5 protein-coding genes are annotated in these 7,483 nt (G+C 38.5%); all 5 read left to right on the forward strand.

The window, feature by feature from the left end:
• The coding region (locus tag IM477_RS16770; protein ID WP_287732702.1) for a phosphopantetheine-binding protein at positions 1-561 on the forward strand (561 nt) is incomplete at its 5' end.
• Positions 562-924: 363 nt separating this feature from the next.
• Positions 925-5,697, forward strand: a complete 4,773-nt coding sequence (locus tag IM477_RS16775; protein ID WP_287732704.1) for a non-ribosomal peptide synthetase — start codon at positions 925-927, stop codon at positions 5,695-5,697.
• Positions 5,698-5,736: 39 nt separating this feature from the next.
• Positions 5,737-6,780, forward strand: coding sequence for a type 2 isopentenyl-diphosphate Delta-isomerase (fni, locus tag IM477_RS16780; RefSeq protein WP_287732705.1), 1,044 nt, complete (start codon positions 5,737-5,739; stop codon positions 6,778-6,780).
• Complete coding sequence (locus IM477_RS16785) at positions 6,774-7,004, forward strand: type 2 periplasmic-binding domain-containing protein (protein WP_287732706.1); 231 nt, start codon at positions 6,774-6,776, stop codon at positions 7,002-7,004. The genes fni and IM477_RS16785 overlap by 7 nt, the downstream gene beginning before the upstream one ends.
• Positions 7,005-7,025: 21 nt before the next feature.
• A complete protein-coding gene (locus IM477_RS16790; protein ID WP_287732707.1) occupies positions 7,026-7,229 on the forward strand; it encodes a hypothetical protein in 204 nt (67 codons plus the stop codon).
• Positions 7,230-7,483 lie beyond the last annotated feature (254 nt).

A 7,483-nucleotide genomic window follows, 5' to 3' on the forward strand; every position in this document is an offset into this window, starting at 1 on the left:
GCGGCTGGGGTTGTCTCTTTCATCGCCGATTTCTCAACGTCAAGTGCTTACTCTATAACGATTATACTCTATTATACTCTTGTTGAGCGTTTAAGTCCCACTAATCATGTTAGTCTAAAAGATCGATTTGGAACGTCCTATCAATGTCCCCTGGTGCTGCGACAATCTCTCCCTATTAAGGATAATGGAGACATTGATAAGCGGCAATTACTCAAGGAACTCCAAGGCAAAGAAAATAACGAATTGATAGCACCCAGAACGGAAGCTGAACGTCAAGTTGCTAACATTTGGCAAAAGGTGTTAAATCTATCTCAAATTGGAATTCATGACAATTTCTTTGAACTAGGAGGACATTCTTTGCTGGCGAGTCAAGTCATCTCTCGCTTACGGGATGTTTTCTCGGTAGAATTGTCGTTGCACAGTTTATTAGAATACCCCACCGTTGCCAGTTTAACTCAAACGATTGAGGTGCTTAATGTAGCCAAAAATAGTCACAGTCTATCCAAAAGTGGTAAAGTTATGACAACAGCCTCAGAAAATTATGAAGAAGGAGAATTATGAAAATAGGTTAACTAAAATTTAAGCTTTTCAGAACCCTTTTGGGAAAAAATGTAAAAAATTGTAGCCATCACTAAAATTTATCATCCAGAATATGATATAAATAGTTTGGGTTTAAAACAGTCTTTTTGTGGAGTATATAAGCGGTTGCTACCATAGCAACTGACTTTAACAATAACCACTGACTCCCCGCCATTGATAACCTTTATTTGTGCAATAGTGTTTAGTCTTTGAGGGTATTTAAATTTATGAGAACCGTTGATTATATCTCTAACAGTAGCTCAAGTTAGAGCTACTGAACCCAGCCAAACATCACCCCCCATTCCAAAAATACCAGAACATTAATTAGGGAAAAGGATACTATTAATGAAAGTCGCAGAATTTTTATCTTACTTAAATAGTTTAGACATCAAGCTTTGGCTTGAGGAAGATAAGTTAAAATATCAAGCTCCCCAGGGAGCGATGACACCGGAAATTAAGCAAGAAATCGGCACAAGAAAACCAGAAATTCTCACTTTTTTAAGAAGCGCAACAACAACGTCTAAACCCCTTGAATCGGTCATTAATACCGTTGCCAGAACTGAAGAGTTACCTCTATCTTTTGCTCAACAGAGAATGTGGTTTCTCTATCAGATGGATCGGCAAAATCCAGCTTATAATGAAGCCCTAGCCCTCCGTTTAACGGGACGTTTAAACATTGATATTTTAGAGCAAACGATTAATGCTATTATTCAACGCCATGAGAGCTTACGGACAACCTTTCCAATGGTTGAAGGAAAACCTATTCAAAAAATTGCTCCATCTCTGAAGATTAAATTATTAGTTGTTAATTTAAAAGATCTCCCCCAAGAGCAAATTGACAAACAGATTATTAAAGAACTACAAAAACCCTTTGATTTAACTCAAGCTCCCCTATTACGATGTACTCTGTTTGATCTGGGATATGAAAATTATATTTTAGTCAACGTCTTCCATCATATTATTATCGATGGTTGGTCAAAAGGGATTTTATTTAAAGAATTATCTAAATTTTATCAAGCATTTTTATCCAATTCAACCGTAGATTTACCCGAATTAGCCATACAATATGCGGATTTTGCGGTATGGCAAAGACAATGGTTACAAGGTGAAATCTTAGAAAATCAGTTAAATTATTGGAAAAAACAATTAACGGGCGCTCCTCCTTTATTAGAACTTCCAACCGATAAACACCGTCCGGCTAATCCCAATTTTCGAGGTCATAGTATCTCGTTTCAAATTAACTCAGAACTCACCGAAAAACTGAAACTTTTGAGCCAAAAGTCGGGGGCGACTTTATTTATGACCTTACTGGCTGCTTTAAACACTTTACTCTTCCGTTATAGTGGTCAAGATGATATTTTAATCGGGACACCCACCGCCAACCGAAACCGACAAGAAATTGAACCTTTGATTGGTTTTTTTGTCAATACTTTAGTGCTGCGGAATTCCCTAGAAGGAAATCCGACTTTTTCAGGATTATTACAGCAAGCTCGCAATGTTGTTTTAGAAGCGTATGCTAATCAAGATGTCCCCTTTGAGCAAGTGGTTGATGGGTTAGAAATCGAACGAAGTTTAAGTTATAATCACTTATTTCAGGTCATGTTTGCGATGCAAAATGCCCCCCTCAATGCTTTAGAATTACCTGATTTAAAGGCTCAATATCTAGCTGGCGAAAACCAGAGAATTAAATTTGATCTCAGCTTAATTTTAGAAGAAATCGAAACCGAAAAAGGAGCTTATTTAGAAGGTTTTTGGGAATATGATAGCGACCTATTTACCCCTGAAAGAATTACCCGCATGGTAGGTCATTTACAAACTTTATTAAAGGGGATTGTAGCCAATCCTCAGCAAACCGTCGGGGAATTACCGTTACTGACTGAATCGGAAAAACAGCAATTATTAGTAGAATGGAATCAAACTCAAACGTCTTATCCTGATCATTACTGTATTCATCAGTTATTTGAAGAACAGGTTGTTAAAACCCCTCATGCTATAGCGCTCATCGATGGAGAAAAATCTTTGACCTATGAACAGTTAAATCAAAAAGCCAATCAACTCGCTTATTATTTGCAAAACTTAGGCGTTAAAACTGAGGACTTAGTAGGAATCTGTATCGAGCGTTCTGCTTTGATGATCATCGGACTTTTAGGCATTCTTAAAGCGGGGGCAGCTTATGTTCCTTTAGATCCGAACTATCCATCAGAACGTCTAGCTTATATGTTAGAAGATTCTGCCGTATCGGTGTTATTAACTCAGGAAAACTTAGTTCACACTTTACCCAACTATTTAGGAACAATATTTTGTTTAGATCAGGATGGGAAAATTCTTGATCATCATCCGCAAGATAATCCCCTCCATCCGATGACATCTGAGAATTTAGCTTATGTCATTTATACCTCTGGTTCTACCGGAAAACCAAAGGGAGTTTTAATTCAACATCAAAGTTTATTAAACCTAGTTTCTTGGCATCAAAACGCTTTTAATATTACAACAATTGATCGAGTCACTCAATTAGCTGGAATTGCCTTTGATGCTTCAGTTTGGGAAATTTGGACTTATTTAACAGCTGGGGCGTGTTTGGCGATTGTTCCCCCAGATTTGCTAACATCACCGCAACAACTGCAAGAGTGGTTAATTGCCCAAAAAATTACCGTTTCTTTCTTACCCACTCCTCTTGCAGAAACCCTAATTCCCCTAGATTGGTCTACCAATTGTCCATTAAGATTAATGTTAACCAGAGGAGATAAACTCAATGATTTTCCCCCGACCTCCATTCCCTTTACATTAGTTAACAATTATGGGCCAACTGAAAATACTGTTGTTACAACATCGGTTAAAATAAGACCAGATTTATTAACCGAAAAAGCACCACCTATTGGTCGTCCGATTAGCAATACTCAGGTCTATATTTTAGATCAATATCAACAACCTGTACCGATTGGAATTCCAGGAGAATTATACATTGGTGGTTCAGGATTAGCTAAAGGCTATCTCAACCGCCCAGAGTTAACCGATTCTAAATTTATTGCTAATCCTTTTAGTCAAAAACTCAGTGATCGCCTTTACAAAACCGGTGATTTAGTTCGTTATGGAAACGACGGACAAATTGAATTTATTGGACGTATTGATCATCAAGTTAAGATTAGAGGTTTTAGAATTGAATTAGGGGAAATTGAAACCGTTCTCAATCAACATACCCAAGTTAAAGAAGCGATTATTATTGCCAGAGAAGATCAACCCGGTGTTAAGCGTTTATGTGCTTATGTGATTGCCTCTCAAAACTTAACTGTTTCTCAATTGCGTCTATTTTTGCAAGAAAAGTTACCTCAATATATGGTTCCTGCTTTCTTCGTTTTGTTAGACGCTTTTCCCCTAACCGCTAATGGTAAAAATGATCGTCGCGCTCTCCCACAACCTGCACTAGAATTAGAGGATGAAGCTGCCATCAATTTCAGTCCAGGTACAGAAACAGAACGCATTCTCTCTGAAATTTGGCAAAGGGTTTTAGGACTTAAAACTATTAGTATTAACGATAACTTTTTTGAATTGGGAGGAGATTCTATCCTAGCCATTCAAATCATTGCTCAAGCGAATCAAGCGGGATTACAAATTACTCTTAAACAACTATTTTGCTATCAGACAATCGCTCAATTAGCCACCGTAGCGGAGCGAGTTTCGGTTAATCAAACCACACAAGATTTAGTCATCGGTTGCGTCCCGTTAACTCCGATTCAAAAATGGTTTTTTGAACAAAACTTGCCCGAACGTCATCACTTTAATCAATCTATCTTGTTAGAGGTTCCCAATAATCTACAACCGGATTTATTAAAAAAAACTATTTCTAAATTACTCTATCACCATGATGCCCTGCGGTTACGGTTTGTGCAACAAGGGGAACAATGGCAACAAAATCACAGCGATGATTGCAATAATTTTGCTTTTGAAAAGGTGGATTTATTCCATCTATCTTGCCATGAACAATTGACCCAGATGGCAGAAATTTCTGAGGTTCAACAACGGGTACTGAATTTAGAGGAAGGACCCTTAATGGCGGTGGTTTTCTTCGCCTTGGGTGAGAGTGGAAAAATGTTAATTGTGATTCATCATCTAGCAGTAGATGGAATTTCTTGGCGGATTATACTCGAAGATTTCGTCACTATTTACCAGCAATTAGAAACCCAAAAGCCTCTGCAACTTCCTCCTAAAACCAGTTCTTTTAAAACTTGGGCTGAGGAACTGCAAAACTATGCTAAAACACCAGAATTTCACGCTCAATTCAAGTATTGGCTAAACCGTGATTTTTCATCCGTTTCTCCTCTTCCTGTAGATGCTCAGGGGGATGCCCAATCTAACATTGTTGCCCATGCAAAAACGGTTTGTTTCACCTTAACCGAAGAACAAACCCGCTTACTATTACAGGAGGTTCCGCAAGCTTATAACACCCAAATTAATGATATTTTATTAACCGCTTTAGTCCAAGCTTTTAGCCATTGGACAGGAAGTTATAAGCTTTTGCTTGACATGGAAGGTCATGGAAGAGAGAATGTAATTGAATCCGTGAATTTATCTCGAACTGTGGGCTGGTTTACCAGTATTTTTCCCGTCTTTTTGACCTTAGAAAATCTCGACCATCCGGGGGAATGTCTCAAGTCCATTAAAGAGCAATTACGACAAATTCCGAATCGAGGATTTGATTATGGAATTGGATATTATCTCAACTCAGATTTAACGATTCAATCCCAGGTAAAAAATTATCCAAAAGCTCAAGTTAGCTTTAATTATTTAGGTCAATTTACAAGTCATCAAATCGGTGATATGGGCTGGAAATTATCTCAAGAATCCAGTGGTTCCATTCATAGTCCTTTGGGACAACGTTCCCATTTAATTGCGATTCATGGAATTGTGGTTGATGGGCAACTTGACATGGAATGGCAATATAGTGAAAATTTTCATCATCAAACAACGATCAAAAATTTAGTTGCTGCTTATCGAGATTCTTTAGAAAGCCTGATTAACCATTGTTTATCAGCAGAAGGAGGTTATACGCCATCGGATTTTCCCGATGCGGATCTTAATCAGGCAGAATTAGATGAACTGCTTTCAGAACTCGATTTTTAAACTCAATTTAATGTTTAACCCTCCTGCTTGATAACAACTATGTCATCGCCTAATCTTCCCAGTGAAATTGAAAATCGTAAAAGCGAACATCTGCGAGTTTGTATCGAAGAAGATGTAGAATTTCAACAACTTACAAGCGGTTTAGAAAAATATCGTTTTACCCATTGTTGTCTTCCTGAACTTGACCGTAGCGATATTGAACTGGGGACAAACTTTTTGGGGAAATCTCTAAAAGCTCCAATTCTAATATCTTCCATGACTGGAGGAACGGAATTAGCCCATTTAGTCAACACCCGATTGGCAACGGTCGCTCAACGCTATGGTTTAGCAATGGGAGTCGGTTCTCAACGCATTGCACTCGAACAACCAGAATTAGCACCGACCTTTGCAGTCCGTTCTCTGGCGCCAGATATTCTCCTGTTAGCAAATTTAGGGGCTGTACAGTTAAATTACGGCTGCGGTTTAGAAGAATGTTTAAAACTGGTGGAATTATTAGAAGCTGATGCCTTAATTCTCCATCTCAATCCTTTACAAGAATGGGTGCAATCGGGAGGCGATTCTAATTTTAAAGGGTTACTCGCTAAAATCGAGCAAATTTGCGCTCAATTGCCCGTTCCCGTCATCGCCAAGGAAGTCGGAAATGGCATCTCTGCGCCGATGGCCAAAAAATTAATTGAAGCCGGAGTTGCCGCGATTGATGTGGCGGGAGCCGGAGGCACGTCCTGGGCCAAAGTCGAAAGTCAAAGAGCCAAAGACAACAGACAAAGGCACCTCGGACAAGTTTTTGCCGATTGGGGTTTACCCACGGCTGAATGTATTACCGCCATTCGGTCCGTGAATTCAACCATTCCTTTAATTGCTTCTGGTGGCTTAAAAAATGGCTTAGATATTGCCAAATCCATCGCTTTAGGAGCCGATTTAGGAGGGTTAGCTCGACCGTTTCTCGTAGCAGCGATTGAATCAGAAGCCGCCGTTGATGAGTTGGTAAAATTTTTAATTGCTGAACTTGAAATTGTTTTATTTTGCACCGGAAATCCTAATTTATCCGCCCTTAAAAATTCAGGAGCCTTAAAACCATGTTAAAGTTTTCAATGGAATTGTGTTATCCCCAGCTTGATGTCAAAACCTTAAGCGTTGGCACTTTGGGTCCAAAAGAAACCAGTAGTGAACAAACCTTAAATTATCTAATTTATCAAGGGAAATTACAACAGATTTCGGTTAATAGTCATTTATTTGATAGCTTTACATATTTAAAGGAATCTTTACTCCAAAATCAGATAGATTTGGCGTTAGTCCCCCATGCCTAGGAAAGAATTAATGATTTCTAGATGGAACCGAGGTTTAAACTAGGTTTTATCTTCACCTATCCCACACCCGTTTACGGATTAGCCAAGCGAAAAAATGAAGAAATCGTTTTAGAAAATTGTACCCTGGTCACTCATCCCGCTCCTCTTCCTTTACTTCCTTATTTATTACCGGGCGACCTGAATCAAAATAAGATTAAAATCACATTGGTGAATGGTGAATGGTGAATGGTGAATGGTGAATGGTGAATGGTGAATTCTACCAGTGTTGCCGCTATTCAAGTTAAACAGGGGTTGGCAGATTTAGCCATTACCAATGAAAATGCCCTCCGAGAATATGACTGTAGTTTAGACTAAATGAGAAACCTAAAAAGAAAAAAGAGGAAGAATCAAGCAAAATAGAGAGAAAATAAAAGATGTTAAAGAATTTATCCTCTCTCTATGACCAAATATAACAGATATACCAGATTTCGCCAAGATAC

Origin of the sequence: Microcystis sp. M090S1 (assembly GCF_020246295.1) — a bacterium.
Taxonomy (GTDB): Bacteria; Cyanobacteriota; Cyanobacteriia; order Cyanobacteriales; family Microcystaceae; genus Microcystis; species Microcystis aeruginosa.

What these genes read in the sequence shown, in the direction of transcription:
- IM477_RS16775 (WP_287732704.1), top strand. Translation starts at nt 925, where the DNA reads ATGAAAGTCGCAGAATTTTTATCTTACTTAAATAGTTTAGACATCAAG.
- fni (WP_287732705.1), top strand. Translation starts at nt 5,737, where the DNA reads ATGTCATCGCCTAATCTTCCCAGTGAAATTGAAAATCGTAAAAGCGAA.
- IM477_RS16785 (WP_287732706.1), top strand. Translation starts at nt 6,774, where the DNA reads ATGTTAAAGTTTTCAATGGAATTGTGTTATCCCCAGCTTGATGTCAAA.
- IM477_RS16790 (WP_287732707.1), top strand. Translation starts at nt 7,026, where the DNA reads ATGGAACCGAGGTTTAAACTAGGTTTTATCTTCACCTATCCCACACCC.